This window comes from Occallatibacter gabretensis (assembly GCF_001449115.1).
GTDB classification, from domain to species: Bacteria; Acidobacteriota; Terriglobia; order Terriglobales; family Acidobacteriaceae; genus Telmatobacter; species Telmatobacter gabretensis.
This window is the reverse complement of record NZ_LAIJ01000012.1, coordinates 246,388-267,592: the sequence shown is the minus strand read 5'-3', so window position 1 is coordinate 267,592 and position 21,205 is coordinate 246,388. Positions and strand designations below refer to the sequence as shown.

The 21,205-nt window shown below is 57.4% G+C and carries 19 protein-coding genes and 1 other RNA gene; 9 read left to right on the top strand and 11 right to left on the bottom strand.

All coding sequences use genetic code 11. The features are described 5' to 3' along the window. Window positions 1–32: 32 nt before the first annotated feature. The 6 genes from VO84_RS20285 to dprA all read right to left on the bottom strand — a co-directional run bounded on the left by VO84_RS20285 (window position 33) and on the right by dprA (window position 7,285). Entirely contained in the window at window positions 33–521 is a 489-nt protein-coding gene (locus VO84_RS20285; protein WP_058189602.1) for a DUF4760 domain-containing protein, read from the bottom strand. Window positions 522–571: 50 nt separating this feature from the next. Beyond that, entirely contained in the window at window positions 572–2,074 is a 1,503-nt protein-coding gene (locus VO84_RS20280) for a class I SAM-dependent methyltransferase (RefSeq protein ID WP_058189601.1), read from the bottom strand. A gap of 46 nt (window positions 2,075–2,120) precedes the next feature. Next, window positions 2,121–2,306: a hypothetical protein gene (locus VO84_RS20275; protein ID WP_058189600.1), complete on the bottom strand. Its 186-nt coding sequence runs from the start codon at window positions 2,304–2,306 to the stop codon at window positions 2,121–2,123. 422 nt (window positions 2,307–2,728) lie between these two features. Beyond that, entirely contained in the window at window positions 2,729–2,881 is a 153-nt protein-coding gene (locus tag VO84_RS22675) for a hypothetical protein (protein ID WP_157440028.1), read from the bottom strand. A gap of 18 nt (window positions 2,882–2,899) precedes the next feature. Continuing rightward, window positions 2,900–5,788 (bottom strand): type I DNA topoisomerase, encoded by a 2,889-nt coding sequence (gene topA, locus VO84_RS20265; RefSeq protein WP_058189598.1) that lies wholly within the window; start codon window positions 5,786–5,788, stop codon window positions 2,900–2,902. Window positions 5,789–6,094: 306 nt separating this feature from the next. After that, on the bottom strand, window positions 6,095–7,285 hold the full coding sequence (dprA, locus tag VO84_RS20260) for a DNA-processing protein DprA (RefSeq protein ID WP_231738115.1): 1,191 nt from the start codon (window positions 7,283–7,285) through the stop codon (window positions 6,095–6,097). A 152-nt stretch (window positions 7,286–7,437) separates the two neighbouring features. Between dprA and VO84_RS20255 the strand changes: the two genes are divergently transcribed. Then, complete coding sequence (locus VO84_RS20255) at window positions 7,438–8,304, top strand: menaquinone biosynthetic enzyme MqnA/MqnD family protein (RefSeq protein ID WP_231738113.1); 867 nt, start codon at window positions 7,438–7,440, stop codon at window positions 8,302–8,304. Between the two features lie 67 nt (window positions 8,305–8,371). Here VO84_RS20255 and VO84_RS20250 read toward each other — a convergent pair whose 3' ends face one another. Continuing rightward, complete coding sequence (locus VO84_RS20250; protein WP_058189596.1) at window positions 8,372–9,388, bottom strand: beta-ketoacyl-ACP synthase III; 1,017 nt, start codon at window positions 9,386–9,388, stop codon at window positions 8,372–8,374. Window positions 9,389–9,460: 72 nt separating this feature from the next. After that, an RNA gene (ffs, locus tag VO84_RS22295) (signal recognition particle sRNA small type) lies at window positions 9,461–9,558 on the bottom strand. 215 nt (window positions 9,559–9,773) lie between these two features. Between ffs and rimO the strand changes: the two genes are divergently transcribed. Together rimO and VO84_RS20240 are read left to right on the top strand one after the other, a co-directional pair. Next, on the top strand, window positions 9,774–11,249 hold the full coding sequence (gene rimO, locus VO84_RS20245; protein ID WP_408033319.1) for a 30S ribosomal protein S12 methylthiotransferase RimO: 1,476 nt from the start codon (window positions 9,774–9,776) through the stop codon (window positions 11,247–11,249). 384 nt (window positions 11,250–11,633) lie between these two features. Beyond that, window positions 11,634–12,503 (top strand): DUF535 family protein, encoded by an 870-nt coding sequence (locus VO84_RS20240; RefSeq protein ID WP_058189595.1) that lies wholly within the window; start codon window positions 11,634–11,636, stop codon window positions 12,501–12,503. A gap of 21 nt (window positions 12,504–12,524) precedes the next feature. Here VO84_RS20240 and VO84_RS20235 read toward each other — a convergent pair whose 3' ends face one another. Continuing rightward, entirely contained in the window at window positions 12,525–14,174 is a 1,650-nt protein-coding gene (locus tag VO84_RS20235; protein WP_082662230.1) for a PA14 domain-containing protein, read from the bottom strand. A gap of 48 nt (window positions 14,175–14,222) precedes the next feature. On the opposite strand from VO84_RS20235, the gene VO84_RS20230 reads away from it, so the two are divergent. The 5 genes from VO84_RS20230 (at window position 14,223) to VO84_RS20210 (ending at window position 17,821) form a co-directional block, all read left to right on the top strand. After that, window positions 14,223–14,453, top strand: coding sequence for a DNA gyrase inhibitor YacG (locus VO84_RS20230; RefSeq protein WP_058189593.1), 231 nt, complete (start codon window positions 14,223–14,225; stop codon window positions 14,451–14,453). Beyond that, window positions 14,443–14,856 (top strand): hypothetical protein, encoded by a 414-nt coding sequence (locus VO84_RS20225; RefSeq protein WP_157440027.1) that lies wholly within the window; start codon window positions 14,443–14,445, stop codon window positions 14,854–14,856. Before VO84_RS20230 ends, VO84_RS20225 begins: the two co-directional genes overlap by 11 nt. After that, entirely contained in the window at window positions 14,840–15,352 is a 513-nt protein-coding gene (locus tag VO84_RS20220) for a phosphatidylglycerophosphatase A family protein (protein WP_058189591.1), read from the top strand. Before VO84_RS20225 ends, VO84_RS20220 begins: the two co-directional genes overlap by 17 nt. Window positions 15,353–15,369: 17 nt before the next feature. After that, window positions 15,370–16,425 carry an SMP-30/gluconolactonase/LRE family protein gene (locus VO84_RS20215; protein ID WP_058189590.1) on the top strand — a complete coding sequence of 352 codons (1,056 nt, stop codon included), beginning with the start codon at window positions 15,370–15,372 and terminating at the stop codon, window positions 16,423–16,425. Between the two features lie 127 nt (window positions 16,426–16,552). Continuing rightward, window positions 16,553–17,821 carry a competence/damage-inducible protein A gene (locus tag VO84_RS20210; protein WP_058189589.1) on the top strand — a complete coding sequence of 423 codons (1,269 nt, stop codon included), beginning with the start codon at window positions 16,553–16,555 and terminating at the stop codon, window positions 17,819–17,821. 43 nt (window positions 17,822–17,864) lie between these two features. Here VO84_RS20210 and VO84_RS20205 read toward each other — a convergent pair whose 3' ends face one another. Next, complete coding sequence (locus tag VO84_RS20205; protein ID WP_058189588.1) at window positions 17,865–19,349, bottom strand: serine hydrolase; 1,485 nt, start codon at window positions 19,347–19,349, stop codon at window positions 17,865–17,867. A gap of 21 nt (window positions 19,350–19,370) precedes the next feature. Continuing rightward, window positions 19,371–20,270, bottom strand: coding sequence for a polysaccharide deacetylase family protein (locus VO84_RS20200; protein ID WP_082662228.1), 900 nt, complete (start codon window positions 20,268–20,270; stop codon window positions 19,371–19,373). Window positions 20,271–20,469: 199 nt separating this feature from the next. Between VO84_RS20200 and VO84_RS20195 the strand changes: the two genes are divergently transcribed. Next, entirely contained in the window at window positions 20,470–21,192 is a 723-nt protein-coding gene (locus VO84_RS20195) for a hypothetical protein (protein ID WP_058189587.1), read from the top strand. The last annotated feature ends 13 nt before the right edge of the window (window positions 21,193–21,205 follow it).

Below are 21,205 nucleotides of genomic sequence, written 5' to 3'. Positions count from 1 at the left end.
GGCAAGTAGACCTTGTCACGGAATCGTAAATTCTACGATTTTGTAGCCGGATAGGCATACTGCGGAGATGCGGTGGACGCAGCCTGCTGGCGGGCGGCCACCATATTCCCTACGTTCTTGCGGGCGACCTCGTAGCGGGCGGCGGCGGCTGGATACTGCTTCACCAACTCACAGGTTTTGGACATGAAGTGAGGGTTGCGCTTGTGCATATCCTCAAGGAACGACGAATATTTGGCCAGCAGAAAAAAGCCCTCCTGGTTGCAATCCACAAAGAGATCGGCCGAGACAGCCCCGTGCAGTACAAAGGCTGCCGCCATCTCCCAGTAAGTGTTGACCTGCCGCACGTATGGGTTCTGCGGGTGAGCGGAGTTGGACGCGACAGCTAAATACTCTTCGACGGTGGTGGGCCAGAACTCTCCCAAAACCCATTTGCGGGCCTCGCGTAAGACGGCTTCGCGGCGCAGATCATAGAGCTTGAGAATAATCTCGGCATCAGCCGGGCTGGCAAGAACACTTTCCATGAGAACCCTCCGCGGATGATGGTAACGGATGAGACGGCGAGTGGTGAAAATCACGCTTCGAGCAGACCGGTACGAGCAAGAAACTGGAGGTCGGATTCAATTTCCTCTACAAGCTCATGGCGCGGCTCATCCGGAAAGACAGCTTGGAGAGCGTCAGCCAGGGCGTTGCGGTCCCGCGTGCCGTCCAGCAGGTCCAGCAGCGGGCGGAGGCGCGGCTTATCCAGCATGACTGTCGTGTGGAGGAGACTCGATGTCCGAGCGCGCCTGCGGGCTTCCTGCCGTGCAGAGGCGGAAGCCCGCGGCTGGGTGGAGATCACACGAACCGCGGGCGCATTCCAGGCGCGGAGTTCGACAAGTTGTGAAATAACGAGCCGCAGGATGAGGCGAAGTCCAGTCTCGTCCGAGGCGAAGCCAGAACCTGCGGTTTGCTGGCAGAGTTCGTCGAGGCTCAGTGCGAGCGGCCATGCCGCCTCCAGAGCGCGGAGGACAGCAACAGCGGCAGGATGGTTGATGTCTGTATGTGCGCCAGTAGAAAGCGTGAAGCGGGTGGAATGGGGGGCCGCGCCGGGCGACGAAGTGGCGACTGAAGCAAAAAGCAAATGAGGCAGATACGCCGGATTGGGATCGAGGATCCGTTCGGAACCGGAATCAGTCACGGCATGCGTGAGAAGGGTTTCACGAAAGATGCGAGCGCGGACGTAGTCGAGCGCCTGCTCCTGGCGCAGAGGATCAGGGCCTGCGGTCTCTTCAAGAGCAGCCTGGACTTCGGAACGGTATCCCGGATCGTCAGGCGGCGGCAGGGCCGCCTCGCAGAGGTAATCGAGTCCCTGGGAGCGGGCGTGGCCGACAAATTCGAGAAAAGTAACAGGATGGTAAAACTCACCAAGCTCATCATGGATGGTGGCGTGCGGCTCGCGCTCGCTTAGGTAATCGTACTGGCCAAGCAAAAGTTTGGAATAGGCGTCGTCAACGCCCCGAGCCTTATGAAGGAACTGTAGAAATTCGACGCCGATAGCAACGCGCTCCTCCGCATCGGCAATGCCTTCCGTACGAAACAACATGGCATCGCGAGCAATACGGCGCATATGACAGCCGGGCAGTGCGTTGTAACTGAAAAACGCAACGCCATTGGGAGCCAGCAGTTCTGCGCAGAGCGCCATCAGGCGGTTGCGGACTGGTTCCGGAACCCAGGCATAAATGCCATGGGCAATGATGTAATCGAACTGCCCAAGTTCAGGCCCGACGTTGAGCCCCACATTGAGAATGTCAGCCTCAAAAAGGCGAAGGTTCGTGAGGCCCAGCTCATCAATGCGCTGCTGTCCGCGCTCAATCGGCAGGCGCGCAAGATCGAATCCCGTGAATCGGCCTCCGGGAATGGCGTATGCCATGGGAATGAGGTTAGCGCCCTCGCCGCAGCCAATTTCGAGCACCCGGCAGTTCTCGACCGGTTCAGGATTATGGCCGTGGAGAATAGCCATCGCGGCCAGGTTGCCGGGGTGCGTGCGAGGAAATGCAAAGCCGGGATAAGCGACTGCGTCGTAAGAGGTGGTCATTGTCCGTTATGCCATCCTAGACGCTGGACCGGCAAAAGTAGGAATTTTATGCGGCCGAAGCTTTGGATTTCTGGGCGGTTTTGTCAGCAGCAAGGGCTGCGCGCTGCGCTTCGAGTTCCTCATCACTGTAGAAGCGTCCAGACTGGTCGAGAGTGCCGTCAGCAAAATCACGGCGAACCTCCGAGAGCGATTCATCGAACAAGCTCAGAAGTTGGCGGGATGTCTGGTTCATGATGTAAGTTCCTCAATTCTGCGCCAACGCTCGGAATCCACGATCCTGAGCGGCTTGCCGGATTCCTTTTCGGTGATTAAAATCTGCTCCCTGCCGCTATTATCGTAGATTGCCGCTGTATCTGCCAGAGGCAAATACAAATGACGCATATTCCAGAGCCCAGGAATAAACCTGCGTTGAATGTCTTCCCTCGGAATGAAATGCCCGCCTTCGCGCACACGATTTGCAACACGAGCTACTGAGTTCTCTGGCGATGGAAGCCAGAGGTAATAGAAGATTATTCTCCATCCATTCTTCAGGCATTGCTTGAGAACCGGAACGTATGACTTGCCTGAACACGTTGTTTCAAGAGCAAAGCTTGTTTCGCTCTGAACGAATTCATTGAGTTGACGAAGAAGTTGCCTTCCAGCGGCGAAAGCCGCCTATTCGGGATCCTCCGGAGCGATTTGCCGTGCAATCTCATCGGCATTCAGAAATGCGCGCATGCGAATGACATGAGGCAGAAACCGCTTTGCCGCAGTAGTCTTCCCTGCCCCGTTCGGTCCGCCGATGATGATGATCTCTTTCGCGCCCATGATTGTCTTATCGACGGATTATGCGGGCTGCAACTCTTCCTTCTCCGTCACCGGCCCATGCGTCTTCGCCGTCGGCGGAGGCGGCGCATCGCCGATGCGCTTGGCATAGTGATAGCCAGCTACGCCGGTTGGCTCCGGCTCAGAAGCCTTCTTGCCGCGCTTCTTTGTGGCAGTGGCTTTGGCCGCTGGAGCTTCCTTTTCCTCAGTCTTGTCGCCACGATTCGGGCAGACAAGGTAAACGCCATCCTTGAACGTTCGCTCCACAAGATACGAGTTGCCGCAGTCGGGACATTTCTCCGCCACAGGCTTGTAGTTCGAAGTGAAATCGCACTTGGGATAGTTCGTGCAGCCCCAGAAGAGATTGCCTCTGCGAGCCTTGCGTTCGGCAATGTCGCCTGTGCCACACTTCGGGCACTTCAGCCCTTCGATAAGGTTCTGCTTCACATACTTGCACTTCGGATAACCGGAGCAGGAGACGAATTCGCCATAAGCTCCCTGCCGCAGCACAAGCGGCTTGCCGCACGCCGGGCAGTCTTCGCCCGTAGGCTGCGGAGCAGACTGCTTCTGCTGCTGCTTCTGGCTTAGCTTGCGGAAGGTCTTGCACGGCGGATCAGCGTTGTAGTCCGGGCACGCAAGGAACATGCCGAAAGGCCCGCGGCGCATGATCATCACCTTGCCGCAGTTCTCGCAATACTCGTCCTGCTCAGCGGCTTCCTGCGCTTCAGGCGTATTCAGGTCGGGCTTGTTGGCCGTGTTCTCCTTGGTAAACGTGCAGGATGTGGGATCTTTTTTGTTATAAGCCGAGCAGGCGTAGAAGCTGCCAAACTTGCCCCACTTGAGCACGAGCGGCGAACCACACAACTCGCACTTCTCGTCCGTCATCTGCTCCATCCGCTTGATGCTTTCCATGTGCTTCTCAGCGGCTTTGAGCTCGTCCTCAAAGTGGTCATAGAAGCCCGTCAGCAGATCGGTCCACTTCTCCTTGCCGTCTTCAATATCATCCAGCTCTTCTTCCAGCTTCGCCGTGTACTGCGTGTCGAAGATATACGGAAAGTTCTTCACCAGCAGGTCGCAAACCACCACGCCAATCTCCGTCGGATAGAAACGATTGGCAATCTTCGTCACATACTCGCGATCCTGGATCGTATTGATGATCGAGGCGTACGTCGATGGCCTGCCTATGCCGCGCTCTTCCAGCACCTTCACCAGCGAGGCTTCATTGAACCGCGGCGGCGGCTCGGTAAATTTCTGCACCGTGTCCACTGCTGCGGGCCGCACAGCAAGCGCAGTCTCCGGCTCAACAAAATCCGGGATAGCCTCAGGCTCCGCACCATCCGGCGCGCGCTCATTTCGCGCCTCAATCCGGGCTGTGTCTGCCGCGTACTTTTTGTGAGCACGCTCCAGCTTCTCAGCCTTATCCTGCTCGGCAAGTTTCTTCAGCTGCGCCGCAGTCGCAAGCGAGAGCCTGGCGCCATTCGGAATCTCCGGCAGAATCTCTTCTTCATCATCTTCCACCTGATACACGCGCAGGAATCCGTCAAACTTCAGCACCGAACCGGAGACACGGAAGTTATATGTCTTGCCATGCACCGCATCAATTTCCACGGTGGTCACGTCATAGACAGCCGGCGTCATCTGCGAAGCCGTAAACCGCTGCCAGATGAGCTGGTAGAGCTTGAACTGCTCGCCTGAAAGAAAACGCCTCACGCTCTCAGGGTGACGCGATGGGTCCGTTGGACGAACTGCTTCGTGCGCATCCTGCGCGTCTTTCTTCGACTTGAAAGTATTGGGTTGAGCGGGCACATATGCTCCGCCAAACTCCTTGCCCACATACTCACGCACTCCCGCAATCGCCTCAGGAGAAACACGCGTTGAATCCGAGCGCATGTAGGTGATAAGGCCAGTCGTGCCTTCGGGGCCAAGGTCCACGCCCTCATAAAGACGCTGCGCCACGCCCATGGTGCGGCGAACATTAAAGCCCAGCCTGGAGGACGCCTGCTGCTGCAGCGTGCTCGTGGTGAACGGAGGCGCACTGAATTTTCTGCGCTCTTTCTTCTCTACCGAGCGAACGGTCCACTGCGCCTGCATTGCCGCATCCACAACGGCGCGCGCAGTCGCTTCATCGGCCACGGCGTTGGAAAGAAACTGATCCTTACCGTCCTTATCTTTTCCGTTAGCCACGCGGGCCGTCTCGCCATCCATGCCGACGAAGCGTGCCGTAAAGGTCTCCGGCTGCGATGCCTTCGATGCCGATTCCGGCGATTGCAGAATCGCATCGATGTTCCAGTACTCCACCGGCTTGAATGCCCCAATTTCGCGCTCACGCTCCACAATCAGGCGCACGGCAACGGTCTGCACGCGGCCCGCTGAAAGTCCGCGCCGCACCTTGTCCCACAGCAGCGGCGAAATCTGGTAGCCCACAAGCCGGTCGAGAACACGGCGCGTCTGCTGCGCATCCACCAGGTTCTGATCCACATCGCGGGCGTGTTCAAATGCCTCCTGCACGGCCTTCTTCGTGATCTCGTTGAAGGTGATGCGGCGAATCTTTTTCTTGTCGGCTGCGGTCTTCCCCAGCTGCAGCGCAAGATGGTACGCAATCGCCTCGCCTTCGCGATCCGGGTCAGGCGCCAGGAAGATCTGGTCGGCCTTGGCCGCGGCCTTCTTGAGCTGCGCAACAACCTTCTCCTTGCCGGGAGAAACCTCGAGCGTCGGCTCAAAGGTGCGATTCTTCAGCTCCACGCCGAGATCACTTTTAGGCAGGTCCATAATATGGCCCACCGAGGCAAGAACCTCAAAGCCCTTGCCAAGATACTTTTCAATCGTCTTGGCCTTTGCGGGCGATTCGACGATCACGAGAGATTTGATATTTGCGCTCGTTATGTTTTTTGCTGCGTTCTTAATTGCCATTCAATACTCGGTTTCTTTCTTGCTAACCCCACTCGGAGCCATTGGACTCGGAGCGGGAGGTTCCGTCATGAGTAAAACTTTCACAGTCTGCGCGCGGCAGTGCCATCTCCGCGCCGGAGTTCTGATGGCTCTTCAAAATTGGACGCGAAAATTGGAAGCTATCACGGATGGCAACCCGGTTTCCACTCCGGTGGATGCAAATTCTCCCGCATCCCGATGCCAACACCCTACACGCAAAAGGGTTTTTGCGTAAGAAAACTCACACAAAATAATCCCCGGCCTTGTGCAGATTGGGAAAACTCGTCCTTAAAGAACTCGCACATAGTTCTTGCCCGGCAGGGAGCGAATCCGGCCTGCCATTTCCAGCTCGAAAAGGGCCGTAAACACTTCTGAGGAAGTCAGTTGAGTATCCAGCAGATCCAGAATTTCATCGATCTGCAACGACTCATCAGCCCGTATTACCTCCAGCACCAAAGCCTCTTCGGGCCTCAGTACCGGGTCAGGCAATAAAGATGCAGCCACTTCCGGTTTGGATGCAGAATGCGCCAGGGACTCAAGTTCGATACGGACCTGCGAGGGTAAATCTTCCCAGACGTCCTCCCAGGTAGCCACCAGCTTAGCTCCCTGCCGAATAAGCATGTTCGGGGTCCAAGCGCCCTTGTTCGTCACGTTGCCGGGAACGGCAAAGAGATCCCGGTTCTGCTCAGAGGCGCAGCGGGCAGTGATGCGCGTGCCGGAATTCTCCGATGCTTCCACCACCAGAACGCCGATGCTGAGACCGCTGAGAATGCGGTTCCGGCGAGGGAAGTTTTGCGGCGCGGGAAACGTACCCAGCGGCACCTCGCTGACAATCGCTCCGCCGCCCGCAAGAATATCCTCCGCCAGCTTCTTGTTCTCCTTCGGGTAGATCACATCAATGCCCGTTCCCCAGACAGAAAGCGTAGGCATGCGTGCAGCCAGCGCGCCCTTGTGCGCAAAGGTATCGATTCCGCGAGCCATGCCACTCGAAATAAGAATGCGGCGCGCCGCAAGATCGCGTGAGAGAAGCTCCGCCATGCCCGAGCCGTACGGCGATGGCTGCCGGGTGCCAACAACAGCAATCGAGTGGCGTGGAAGCAGGCCGGCATCGCCGCGCACCCACAGCACCGCCGGCGGATCGTAGATCTCCTTCAGCCGCTCAGGGTAAGCTGCGCACTCAAACGTAACGATCTGCGCTCCCAGTGCCGCAACAGCAGACCACTCCTCTTCCGCCGCGCGGCGCGCCTTTCCGTCAAAGATGAACTGGGCGGATTCAGCAGGAAACCGCAGCCCTTCAAGCTCCGTCAGCGTCATGCGGAAGATGCGACTCGCCGCATCCAGTACGCGCATGCCTTCCAGAATTCGCCGCGGGCCAAGGCCGGGCGTAAGCGTGAGCGCAAGCCACGCAAGCCGGTCATCGTCTGGAGCAGCAGGCACAGCGACAGCAGCAAGTTCAGGCGTAACGGAGGAGAAAGACAAACGGAAGCCCTCGCGCAACGCGTCTCTGGAAGAAAAGTACAGCAGGGTCTTGCTTAAAACTTTTTAAGGAATTTGATGTGAAGGTAAGGTGCAGGGGCCGCCAAAGTCAAGAGATAGGGCCCCAGGTGAGCAACGAGATTTAGACTGGAGACGTGCCGCAAGTAGCCGACAGTCGCCTTCGTATCGCCGCAATCCGTTTTTTGAATCCCGCACCTCTGATGTGGGATTTCGAACATCCCCCATTCAATGACGAATTGTCGAAGCGCTATCGCATCGACATGATGCTGCCGTCAGAGTGCGCCGACCGGCTGGAGAGCGGCGCGGCTGACATTGGACTGGTGCCCATTGCGGCGCTCGCAAGAAATCCGAATCTGCGCGTGCTGCCCGGCTGCACCATCGCATCCAAGGGGCGCGTACGTTCCCTGCTGCTGGTGCGGCGAGCCAGGCAGAAGCTGAGCGAAATTCGCACCGTAGCCGCGGACAGGGCCAGCCGGACAACGATTGCCTATACGCGCATCCTCCTTCAAAAGTGGGGAAATACCGCCGCAGAGTTCATGCAGATGACCGCGGACCTCGATGCGATGCTGGAGCAGACAGACGCAGCTGTGGTCATTGGCGACCCGGCATTGATGGCTCTGGAGGAGCAGGCCAACCGCTACGAGCGAACCGGCGAGGAGCTTGTCTATCACGACCTTGCCTTGGAGTGGAAGACGATGACCGGCCTCCCATACATCTCCGCGATCTGGGCCGCGCACAGCGGCGTGGACACCGCCGTAGCAGAGGATTTCATTCGCTCCCGCGACCACGGCCTCGCAAATATCGACACGCTGGTGCGCGAGTGGACACGAAAGATACCGCTCCCCGCCGAGACAATCTGCACATACCTCACCGAGAACATCCATTACGTTCTTGACGAAGAATGCATTGAAGGCATGCGCGGATTCTTCCGAATGGCCGCCGAAGCGGGCGTATTGCCACAATATAACTTTGCGCTACCAGCGCAAGCCGTTAGCCAATAAGCAAAACAAAAGCCCTGCATCTCAAGATGCAGGGCTTTAACGAACCACGAAACACTAACAACTGCCTTTAAATCTCCCAGCGCAACAACGCCGCGCCAACCGTAAATCCCGCACCAGCCGCGGCAAGCAGAACCAGATCGCCCTTTTTCAACTTGCCCTCCTGCACAGCGGTCTCCATCGCCAGCGGAATCGTCCCCGCTGAAGTATTGCCATAGCGGTCAATGTTCACGATCACGCGATCAGCTTCAATGCCGAGCCGCTCCGCAGTGGAATTGATGATGCGAAGATTGGCCTGGTGCGAGATAAAGACTCCAAGCTCAGGTCCGGTCACGCCGTTGCGCTCCAGCACCTTCAGCGTTGCCTCAGCCATCTTGCGTACGGCAAACTTGTAGACCGTCGGCCCATCCTGATGGATGAAGTGCATCTTCTTATCAATCGTCTCGTGGCTCGATGGATTCAGGCTTCCACCCGCAGGCATATTCAGCGCCGGACCACCAGACCCATCAATCTCATGCACAAAATCAATCATGCCAATCTCGCCCTCTTCACAAGGCTCAATCAGCACCGCGCCCGCCCCGTCACCAAAAAGGATGCAGGTAGTGCGGTCCGTGTAGTCAACCATGCGCGTGTTGGCGTCCGCGCCGCAGACCAGAACTTTGGAGTGCGCGCCGCTTTCAACCAGCTTCACACCGGCCTGCAACGCGTACACAAAGCCCGAGCACCCAGCCGAAACATCAAAGCCCCACGCGCCCGCCGCTCCAATCTTGGTCTGTACCAGGCACGCGGTCGAAGGAAACAGCATGTCCGGCGTCACCGTGCCCACGATGATAGCTTCCACGTCCCTGGCTTCTAGGCCGCGCGCTGCAAGACATTTCTTCGCAGCTTCTACGCACATGTCGCTCGTGCCCAGGCCCTTGGCCAGAACGTGGCGCTCGCGGATGCCGGTGCGACTGAAGATCCACTCATCGCTGGTCTCGACCATCTTTTCCAGGTCTTGATTGGTCAGCACTTGCGGGGGGACATAGGTTCCGAGCGCCGTAATCTTGGCGCGACGGCCCACCACGGGACGCACAGCGAGGGTCAAAGCATTTCTCCTGACATCTGAAACATCTGGGGACAAGAATAAAGGCGCTTGCGCGCCTGCATAAAAACCAAAAAGTACCGGGTGACCTACTGCGCCCGTACTAGCCCGTTACCGTTGCTTCCTTCCGGACCTGGCGGGTTTGGCGGGATTACGTCGCGTAGGACCCGGCACTGATTGATTTTACCACCTTTGGCGTGGGAAACTGCGCTCCGTGCCATTCGCTCAGGAGTAAGCCTTTGCACCTGTGAGCGGCGTCACAACATCAGCGCGGAATCTCACTTCCCGGTACAATAAGAAAGTGAGCATCGTTGCAGAATTAGAAGTAGAAAAACAGCAGAGTGCTGTTCAGAAATCCGGTCTGAAAACCGCGCCCGTCGTAGGTTTTATCTCGCTCGGCTGCCCCAAGAACCTCGTCGACTCTGAAGTCATGATGGGTCTGCTGGATCACGCCGGAGCACGCCTCACGGCGAACCCCGAAGAAGCCGAAATTCTCGTCGTCAACACCTGCAGCTTCATCGACACCGCCAAGCAGGAGTCCATAGACACAATCCTCGAAATGGTGCGCCACAAAACCGAGGGCCGCGCAAAGAAACTCATCGTCGCCGGCTGCCTCGTCGAGCGCTATCGCGACGAAATCCGCAAAAGCATTCCAGAAGTCGATGCCGTAGTCGGCACCGGCGAGCTCGAAGCAATTCTTGAAGCTGCCGGACTGGAGCGCAAGCCGATCACTGCTTCGCCATTCACCATTCTCACCGGCAATGCGACAGTTCACGCAGGTAAAGAAGCCCTAGCCGGGACTCACTTCAGGGCCGAAGGCGACCACCGCGAATCCCAGGGCCGTTTCGACCGCGAAGAATGGCAAGGCGCTTCGCATCTGCTGCCAACGTATCTGTACGACGAAACGACACCCCGGCTGCTTTCGACCGGCAAGACTTCCGCCTACATCAAGATCGCCGAAGGCTGCGATCATCCCTGCACCTTCTGCGTGATCCCAAACCTCCGCGGCAAGTTCCGCTCGCGCCGTTTCGAGTCCGTAGTAGCCGAAGCCCGCCAGCTCGTCTCACGCGGCGTGCAGGAAATCACGCTTATCGGCCAGGACACCACCTGCTACGGCGAAGACCTCGGCCTCAAAGACGGCCTCGCCACACTGCTCGATGAGCTGGCCCAGATCCCTGGCCTGCGCTGGCTGCGATTCCTCTACGCATATCCCAATCGCATTACCGGCAAGCTGCTTGACACCATCGCCAAGCATGACAACATCTGCAAGTATCTCGACGTGCCCCTGCAACATGCTTCGCCCTCTGTGCTCAAGACTATGAAGCGCGGAGCCGGCGCCGAGATCTTCCTCAAAACAATCGAAAAGGTGCGGAAAGCCGTTCCCGGCATTGTTCTCCGCACCTCATTCATCGTCGGCTTTCCCGGCGAAACCGCCGAAGACATCACCATCCTTGAGGATTTTGTCCAGGAAGCGAAATTCGACTGGCTTGGCGTCTTCAACTACTCGGACGAAGAAGGCTCCAAGGCCCACGCCCTCGACGCGAAAGTACCCAAACGCACCATCGAGGCCCGTAAGCGCCGGCTGATGAAGCTGCAGCAAGGCATCAGCAAGCGCGCCCGGCAGGAGTGGGTAGGCCGCGAAGTCGTAGTGCTCGTTGAAGGCGAAAGCGAGGAGACTCCCCTGCTTTGGGAAGGCCGCACCCAGTTCCATGCTCCAGAGATTGACGGCAAGGTATATATCAACGACTTCGGCCATCTCGAAGCCCTGGAGGCCGGCAAGTTCTATAGGGCCGAAATTACAGATGCGCATGAATATGATGTAGTGGCGAGGATCATTTCAGGACCACTTCCAGCAAACCCTTAGGCCAAAAGCCGCATCTTTACTATTTGGCAAAATATAGACGCACGTAACCGACCATAGGCATATTCTAAAGTAACTAAATAGAGGTTACTACTTTATATATTCTTTATAACTTTATTGGGATAGTCTAGATGCTCTAGCAGAGTAAGAATCACTTGGTAGTTAGTTCCTGCGTGAGGGCATGCAAGTTTGCGCATCGCACAACTTCAAACAAATAGAAGCCAACATTTCTGACCCGAGGGCTGGCAATTCTGTTGTGAGGGTCATGGATCACTCATGTCTTGGAATTACGCCTTACCAGTTGAACAAAGCGACAATACCGGGGGAAGCATCGCGAAGAGCGTCGGAGTTCTTTGGAAATCACTGAGGGCCCTGAGCAACCCGCCCATGCTCCGATCGACGCGCATGATGGCCGGCCTCTTGTCGCGCATGGCGATCAGCCTTTCCACGCAGCGTAAAATTGCTGGGCTCTTCAAGGATCCTGTGCTCATTGAGACCGCACAGCTCTATCCAAGGCTTCCGTACAAGCACCTCACCTGTCGGTATCTCTTGCGCGACTTCCCCATCTCAGCCTGCGCCGAGTGCTTCTTCCATCACTACGATCGCCTGCGCACCGTGCTCCCCATCTGGCTTCTGCGCCGCACATTGCTGGATAAGGTCACTCTCTTCGAGCTGGAAGAAAATGGCGCCCGCCTGGCCATTACCATGTGCCACTCCATGCCCTTTGATACCGAAGGCGAACTGTCCCTGAATCTGGAGATGGGGGACAAAATCATCTACATCATGGGATTTTCCATCATCCCCGGCCGGATCGTGCAGTCGGACGCAAAAGATGTTTTCCTCATCACGCGTCTTCAGGGCACCAAAGGCGTCCATAAGGAACTGTCGCAGGCCACCAAAAGCTTTGGGGATGTCGGTCCCATAGCGCTCCTCTTTGCCGCGCTGCAGGGCATTGGGAACATATTCGAAATCGACACGGCGGTCTGCATCAGCGGCATCATGCAGATCTCCTACGATGCGACGTATGCCTCATCCTTCCAGCGTTCCTACGATGACTTCTTCCTCCAGCGCGGAATTCAGCCCAATAGCGCCGGCTTTTTCATCACGCCGTTACCGCTCGAAGAAAAGTCCATGGATGACATCAAGAAGGGCCACAAAATCCGCACGCGGGAAAAGCGTGCACTACGGCGAGAAGTACAACAGGCCTGCGTGGATTTCTTCGTCAGCAACGGCCTTACCGACACTAGCGCAGCGTAATCTTCAGCATTGCTGATCCCATCACTGAGCAGCAGTAGCTCCGCCGGATTTCTCATCCGGCGGAGCAAACTCGCGCAGATCGAAGATCCTGAAATTCTTTTCTCCAGGCGGTCTGATGGCAACTACGAGTCCAACATCTGTTGGCGGTCCCTGGATATATGGCACGTGCATGGAGTGCTCACCCTCGCTCAGGACAATTCTTCCGCTGCTCATTCGGCCTGAGTTCACCCCGTCCATTTCGATCACTTTTCGATCGTCTATCCAGAGGATTGCGCCGTCATCCACCAGCAGACGAAACTCGTATTCGCCGGCATCTTTTACCCAGAACATTGCATGGTAATCAATGCCAATCCATGCCGTATTGGGTGTGATTCCCGCAATCCCTCCACTATTGTCGAAAGTCTGATGCGGCACATCCAGCGACGGCGTATAGAGGCTGCCAATGGAGCTGAGATTCCAGTACACTGGCAGACTCACAGTGTTCTTCGGAAGGTCATACACATCGCCGCAAAAGCTATTCGGCCTTGAAATTATGGACCCGAAAGAGCCTATGGGACCAGGTGGAGGACGAAACCACGGGGCAGGTACAGAAGCGCCCGTATTTGTTGTCGAAGGATGATAACGGTCACGAAGTTCCATCTGCTCCAGCGCGATCTTCCGCACCATTTGCTCGTCATGAGTTCTATCCACGGAAGCCTTCTGAACAGTTGCAGCCGCCTGCGCCAGAGGAATCGTGGTTGTTCCTACATTCCCCGTCGTCCGGTCTCGCACCACAACCCGCATCAATACCGCCTCATCCACGCGCGGAAACTCAAGCAGATTCGGAAAGCCATGTACAATGGCCTGCGCATACTCAGACGAGCTCAGCATCCGGTCAGCCGCGGAGCTGAAGTACCGAATCGGCCTTCCCTGTGCATTGAATATGCAGGCACCATAATCAAGCTGCACACGCTGACTGCCGAACGAGACAGAGATGAATTTCAGCGAGTCTGCATCGACGGTGACAAAGTAACGCAGCACGTCTTTGAGCCCGGTTGAAACAGAACGCGCAGAAAGCCCGATCGATGGCGGCACGTCCGCGTGGTAGCAAGCCGCCGCCTGTAACGTCGTGGCCTCTTCCGCACGCGAGGGCAAAACAGCAAGCGCATCTTTTGCGCCCACATAGTAGCGATTGTGATACGCAAGCTTCACTCCCTTTCGTGTCGTTCGTACCTCAATCTCGTGATAACCGCTCTGCCATCCTTCCTCATTCGGATGGAAGGAAATCTCGTAGTGAAAAGTGGCGCGCGCAGCGCAGTCCCCGCCGAGCGACACCCGGAAGCCTCCGGATTGCGGCGCTGGCTGGGCGTTATCAAGAGCGGCATCTGTAGGACGAAAAGATGCGATTCCGGTGGCCACTTTTTGCCCGCCTGCCTTCAACTCCACAATCTCGATCTCCTGCGCGGTCAAATCACGGATTGGACGGTTGCGATCATCCGTAGCGACCACATCGACAAGCACTTCACGTGTCGTGATTCGCAGCACCGCAGGCGCGGATTCGCCTTCCGGACTCTGTGCGGCGGCGCCGGGCGACTGTTGCGCACGTCCCCCAACCGCCGCAGCCGCAACAAAGCATAGAGACAAAACAAGAACGCTTCTGCGAACCACACGCGCGCTGAGCACGATTCTCATTCGCCTAGTACCATAAATTTAAGAGTTGCTTTGAGCAACGCATACGTTATGCCTGCAAAGAAAAAATCCGACAAAATATTGCGCTGCCCCTCATGTGGAATGCTCGTACAGCCAAAAGACGAGGACTTCCCTTTCTGCAGCGATCGCTGCCGCAAAATCGACCTGGGCAAGTGGGCCACGGGCGTCTACAAGATCAGCTCGCCGGTGCTGGACCCCGATGTGCTCGAAGACCTCGACGGGCTTGGGAGCGGAACCCGCAGGGACTCCGATGAGTACTAAATTAGTGCTCCGCTTTAGCGCTTTGGTTGTTGGGGGCGTAGTCAGTGCGTTTCTTTCATTTTTGGGATTATTCGCAATTGCATGGGGAGGAATGCCAAAGCCCGTTGATCTTCCAATGTGGTTGATGTTCGATCTCCCCTGCTTGTTGTCGTTTCCGCTCTTTGTTTTGTCGCTTGGCATTTCTAGAACTGGAGTTTTCGGTTTGTGGGCGGCTTGCCTGGGAAATCTTTCCTTCATGTTGTTCATGCACTGGAATTTCACGGAAATATATCCGTATAAGAGTTTCTGTCTCTTTGTTGCACAGGCCATCCTTGTCTATTTTGGTGCAGCGCTGTTCCGGAGTTTCTTGATCGATAATTTTCTGATTCGTAAGTTCGGAGCCAAGCGTGACGCTACCAGCTAATTCAGGCCAAGCCCGCCAGAGATCGACCAAAACATTCTGGGCCTGGACCATAGCCACTTTCTTTGGCGCTGGGCTCGGCAAGCCCGGTCCCGGTACCTGGGGCTCCATTGCAGCAGCCTTGCTGTGGGCGCTGGCGGCCTGGACGCTCCACCCAGCCGCAAACGTGATGATCTGGATGCTCTGCGCGGGAATTGTGCTCTCCATAGCGGCGGGCGTTCCGGCTGCAACCATCGCTGCGCGGGAAAGCGGCCGCAAAGATCCCGGCTTCGTCGTCATCGATGAAGTTGCCGGGCAATGGATTGCGCTACTGGGTGCGCCGCTGGACTGGAAGCACGGGCTGATTGCGCTGGTCCTCTTCCGGATCTTCGACATTCTCAAGCCCTTTCCGGCACGGCAGTTGGAAAGCCTGCCTGAGGGATGGGGAATCGTCTTCGACGACGTGGCTGCCGGGTTGTATGCTTGGGGTATCGGCGCCCTCATCCGCATCTGGATTTAAGGCTCCGGAGGCAATCCATGCCACGCGCACGCACCCAATCCGTATCCCAGTCTCCTGACGCACTCACTCCCCGCATTGATGATGTCTTGCCCGCAGCCGCATTGCCGGGTGGCGATGTGGAGCTGACCGGCGCAAATCTGGGCCCCATCAGCTTTGCGCTGCCTGAGGTGTTCATCGGGGGTGAATCAGCGCAGGTCTTGCTAAGCCGCCCGACCCGGCTGATCTTCCGTGTGCCTGATCCCGCAGCAACAGGGCTGGTGGAAGTTCGTACAGTCAACGGCGCTACGCATTCAGTACCGCTTCGCGTGGCCCGCGAGTTGAGTGCTGGGCTGCATCCAGTCACAAGCCCGGCGGTAAGCCGGTCGGGAATGATCTATGCCACAATCTCCGGCCCAAGAGGAAAATCGACTCCGGTCTCCGTCGTGCGCATCAGTCCGGATGGCCGCGGAACGCCCTTTGTAACAGGCATTCTGAATGCCACCGGCCTGGCCTTTAATCCCGATGGCGACCTCTTCGTAACCTCGCGCGCCGAAGGAATCGTCTATCGCGTCGACGCCGCAGGCGAGTACACGGTCTACGCCGAAGGTATGGGCATTGCCACCGGCGCTGCATTTGACGCCGACGGCAACCTCTACGTAGGCGACCGCAGCGGCACCATCTTCAAGATCAATCCGCAGCAGCAGATCTTCGTCCACGCCACGCTGGAGCCAAGCGCCGCTGCCTATCACCTGGCGGTAAATGCCGCAGGCACACTGTACGTAACCGGCCCCACGCTTGGATCGAACGATGCAATCTACGAAATTGATCCGCATGGCGATGCCCGCGACTGGTATCGCGGTCTGGGCCGTCCACAGGGGCTCGCAGTCGCACAGGACGGCAGCATTTTCGTTGCCGCATGCCTTCGCGGACACCGCGGCATCGTGCGCGTGACAGCCAAAGGCGAAGCACAACTCGCGCTTTCCGGATCCAACCTGGTAGGCGTTGCCTTTTCTCCGCTAGGCACAGCCGTGCTGGCCACGCAACAAGCCGTTTATGATGTGGATCTGGGTGTCGAAGGACAAAATCTGTTTTAGCTTTAGCGATTAGCAACTGGCCCGTATATAGTCCAGCTACTTTCCAGAAAAATCTGGCACGGAAGAAGCATTGCGTTCTTCCGCATCCATGCTGGAAGCTAAAAGCTAGGAGCTGGTAGCTGTTTTTATGAGATCGGAAATCATTGCAGTTGGCTCTGAGATGCTTACGCCGCACCGGCAGGACACCAACTCCCTCTTTCTAACTGAAAAACTGAATGAGCTCGGCGTCACCGTCGCCTTTAAAACCATCGTCGGCGACCGCCGCAAGGACCTCGTCAACGCCTTCCGCACCGCACTCGGACGCGTCGACATTGTCGTGGTCATGGGCGGCCTCGGCCCCACGGAAGACGACCTCACGCGCGAAGCCGTCGCCGAAACCCTCGGCCTCAAGCTGCGCCGCGACGGAACGCAGGTAGCCGCCCTCGCCGCGCGCGCCGCCACCTGGCGCATGCCCATGCCGGACAACAATCTCAAGCAGGCCGATGTAATTGAAGGCGCAACGGTGATCCCCAACGCCAACGGCAGCGCGCCCGGCCAATGGCTCGACACGACGCACGAAGGCTTCCGCAAGCTCATCATGCTTGTACCCGGCCCTCCCAGCGAGTGCAAGCCGCTCTTTGAATCGGAAGTCATGCCGCGCCTGCGCGAAGTTGTGCCAATCCGCTATCTCGCCAAGCGCACACTGAAGGCCGCCATGATTCCAGAATCACAGGCCGACAAGCTCCTCGCGCCCACCTACACCACATACACAGACGTCGAGACAACCATCCTCGCCCATAACGGCGACATCCAGCTCGAGCTCCACTGCGTCAAAAAAGACCAGGAGCAGGCGCAGAAGCGCGTTGATGAGCTCGCTAGCAAGTTAGAGGAACTTCTCGAAGACTGGCTCTACTCCTCTGACGGCGAAACCCTCGAACAGATCGTCCTCTACTACCTCGGCCTGCGCCAGGCCACACTCGCCGTCGCGGAGAGCTGCACGGGCGGCCTCGTCGCAGAGCGCATCACCGGAGTACCCGGCAGCTCACGTTCCTTCCTCGGCGGCGCAGTCGTCTACTCCAACGCCCTCAAAACGCACTTCGCCGATGTTCCCGCGGAACTCATCGAGCATCACGGCGCAGTCAGTGAAGAAGTCGCACGAGCACTCGCTGAAGGCATCCGCAAGCGCACTGGCGCAACCATCGGCCTCTCAGTGACAGGCATCGCCGGCCCCACCGGCGCAACCGAAACCAAGCCCGTCGGCCTCGTCTACATTGCCGTCAGCGACGCGCAGAAAACCGACGTCCTGGAGCGCACCTTCCGCGGTCCCCGCGCCCGCGTCCGCGAGTGGACCGCACAGCAAGCGCTCGATCTAGTCCGCCGCCGCCTAATGCAGCTGGAAACCGTCCACATCTCGTAAGAGATTCCACAGAACTCATTGGGCACAGCACAAAAGCCAGCCGTCAGGGCTCCGGACTTTTGTCCAGATGATGATGTCCAATTGGCGTGATGAACTCCAATCCTGTGACATTCTGCTGAGAGTCGAGAAGAAAAGACAGCTCCTGCGGTCCATCCAGTTTGAAGAATTGCGTAGGCGATTCCGGATAAAGTCGGGCGGCGGGCGATCCGGACGGAATCTCCGCCGTAAGATGGTCGCCCTCCAGAGCCACCTTGATGTAAGCATAGGTGCCGACGTAACCGCGCAGAGTTGATACCGGAACCTCTACAACCGAGTGTTCAATTGGCTTGAAATCAGGAAAGTCATATACCGTTCCTGCACTGCGAATGACTTCGTCTGCGAGTTCTCCGCCTCCACCACCGCTGGTCATCACAACAATGCCATTGCCATTGAGATATTCCACCATATCGTCCTGAAAGAATGCTGAGCCCTCGTGGCGGATATATGGATTTTCAGGGCTGCCGCCTACTTCGAAGCCAAGTCCATAGCGCCTGGGTGAGGAAATTGCCTTGTCCAACGAAACCATCATGCGTATGGTCTGCTGGTGAAGGACCTTGTGCGATTTTCCGTCATATTCGCGCTGAACTTCCAGAAGAAGCCTCGCCAAATCCGTAGGTGTGGACCAGAGCCCACCGGCAGCGAGGTTCGGTTCCACGAACTTGGATGGAGTGATTGACCATTTTCCATCGGATCCATACGCCGTGGCCGCACAAGCTGCCCATTCCGGCGAAAGCGGCGCATCAAAGGTGCTGTGCTTCATCGCGATAGGGTCAAGCACCGATTGTTTCATGTACGCGGCGAAGGGTTGTCCCGTAACATCCTCGATCAGCAGCGAGAGCACAAGATAGCCACCATTGGAATAGGCAAACTTCGCGCCTGGGATACTCTCCACACGAACCGGCGGCGTTCTCGCAGGCTTCTCACCTTCCAGAAGCTGAAGCAGTGTGGGAATGGGTGAACCTGGATCATAAATTTCGCCGTTATGCGTCCCTATGCCCGAAGTGTGATTCAGAAGCTCGCGAACCGTGACCTTCTGCTTCGCAGTGAACTCATTGTCCGGAATCTTCCACCTTTTCAGGTAATGATTGGCATTCGCATCCAGATCGATTTTGCCCTCTTCCACAAGTTTGAGAACTCCAAGGGCCGTAACAGGTTTCGAAATGGAAGCCGCTCCAAACAACGTCTCTATCGATAGAGCCGCGCCCTCTGTCGACGAAACTCCATAGGCTCGTGCCCAATCGATCTTGCCATTTCGGATAGCTGCGATACTCACCGCCGGAACGCCGAACGCCTTCATCTGTGAGTCCAGGTTCATCTCGTCATTCTTGCTGCCGCGAATGATGGCGTACCGGGAGAGGTGGCTTTGCACGGCCTGCATACGCTGCTGAGCGGACTGAGCCATCTGGCTGTGAATCGGTAGCGCCAGCAATGCGCAGAGATAACCGGATAAATACGCATGAACCAAATTCTTATCCTTGAAGATATTCATCGGCATCCTACTTCTGTACCGCTACTTACACACCGCATTCACATCAAAATCCGGCTTTGGCTGCGGCGGCACCGGCGCATTCCGCACCCACGCCGGCGCCGGCAGTGACAAATCCACATCCGCCGCATAAGCCGGATCTTTCTCCGCATCCTGCAGAGTCACAAACGTAAACCCGCGCTTCTTATAAAGCTCAATCAGCTTCGGCAGCATCTCCGCATCCATCGCGCCCACATGCATCAGCAGCACATACGGAATGTCGTTCCCCCACACAGCCTTGGCAACGGCACGCGAATGGTCCACCTCCGCATCCGCCACCTTCAAATAGCTCTCTTCCAGCTTCGCAATCCCCGCAGCATCATTCTTAGCCACGCACCGCGCATACGGCTCGTTGTACATGTAGTCGCCAAAGCTCATCGTCACGTCGGCAACCTTGTACCCATGCGCCAGCAGAAACTTCCTCGCACCCGCACTCTTCTCCGCTGTATTGCCTTCGGCCAGATACGGATACCGCATCCAGTGCCAGTCAGAACCAGCTGCATACTTCTGCAGCACCGGCTCATTCTTCAGCACATCCGCCTCCCAGTCCTCCAGCGATCGCTGATTCAAATTCATGTGCGTATAAGCATGGTTCCCCAGCGGAAACCCCGCAGCGCGCCAGTCCCGCAGCATCGGCTCAGAGAGCGGCTCATGCTCCAGCTGCACTCCATTCACAAATCCATAAGCAGGCGGAAGACCCCCAGCTTTCATCGCGGCAAGTATCTTCTTCCCAATCTCCACCCTCGTCGTATTCGCAGGCAGCGCGGAATGCGCCGGCAGATCATCCCACGTAAACGCAATCTGCGGCCCCTGCGCCAAAGCCCCCGCCGCCCATCCCAGCACAATCCCTGCAAAAACAATTTCGCTCAAAATCCGCACACGCATCTCGACTCAATCCTCTCCGCCACCCAGCATACATGTGGGTGCGGGTGCCCCATTCATGCGCGGCTTTTTTCGCGCATGGGTGGGATTCCACAAAAGCCGGGTGCCGGGTGCCCCAGGTCTCCTGCATTTAGAGACCTGGGATACCACTACTGCTGCCTTCATCTTTCACCCCCGCACCTCACTTCGATAGAATTTCCCCATGCGTTATACAGGCCGTGTGGAGTACGCAGATGAACGTAAAATTCGTCCGCGCAACAAACGTTATTACCGGGTCTTGCACTGGCCTCTCTGGATCTGGGTCTTCTTCCTCGCGCCCGGCCCACTGACCTTCAGCCTCTTCGCGCACGGCTTCAACCGCGCCAACTCCATCTGGCTCGGCATCGTGCTCCTCGGCACCGGCATCGCACTCATCTTCGGCCAGGCCCCCGGCTGCGAGCCAAAGCCCTACATCCTGCGCTTCGACGAAGACCGCCCCAACCCGCTCTACCGGCGCGTCTGCTACACCTTCGCCTGGAACGCCGTACTGAACTTCGCCCTGCTCAACCTCGCCGGCCTCATCTACGCCACCATCACCGGCGTCTGGGTCATGAAGCAGCTATACCAGTACGTCTACCTGCCGCTCTGCATCCTCATCCTGCTCCTCGGTGCACTCGGCCTGTTGCCACGCGTAGGCCGCTCCACCAAGCATGAAGGCACGGAGCGCCGCTACTTCTACGGCTCCGTCTGGGCCGCCGTCATCGCCCAAACAGTCCTGCTCATCCTCTGGAAAGCCATGCCGGCATCACTCGCCAGCACGCAAACCGGCTCAGCCATCAAGCTCGCCATCTATGCAGCCACACTCTTCGCCGTAGGCTACGCAGCCTGGAGCGGCAAGCTGCCCCGCACGCGCCCCATCATGCCCGGCGAACTCATGATGGACTAGACGGCGGCCTCAG